1 protein-coding gene is annotated in these 240 nt (G+C 60.8%); it reads right to left on the minus strand.

The genetic code is table 11. The features are described 5' to 3' along the window. Positions 1–240, minus strand: a 240-nt coding sequence (locus R0J92_RS26195) for a hypothetical protein (protein WP_411053841.1), incomplete at both ends; no start/stop codon positions are given.

The raw sequence follows: 240 nt of genomic DNA on the forward strand, positions 1-240 counted from the left end.
CAGCGAGCAATACCCTGCCCTCCCGCCGCAGCGCGCGCCCTGATGCGTCCATGGGGATGACACGTCTCTGGCCATTAAAAAGCCGCCCTGAGGCGGCGATGTGATGATGGCGCTCACCGCATTCAGGAGACTGACATTCCAGACTTCTCGCTTATCATCACCGGCCTGGTTGCCGCCTTGGTCCTGTGGTTCATCTTCGCCGTGGTGCGAAAACTGTTCGTGCTGGCGCTTCTGGTTGCG

Origin of the sequence: Tritonibacter sp. SIMBA_163, from assembly GCF_046535935.1 — a bacterium.
GTDB classification, from domain to species: Bacteria; Pseudomonadota; Alphaproteobacteria; order Rhodobacterales; family Rhodobacteraceae; genus Epibacterium; species Epibacterium scottomollicae.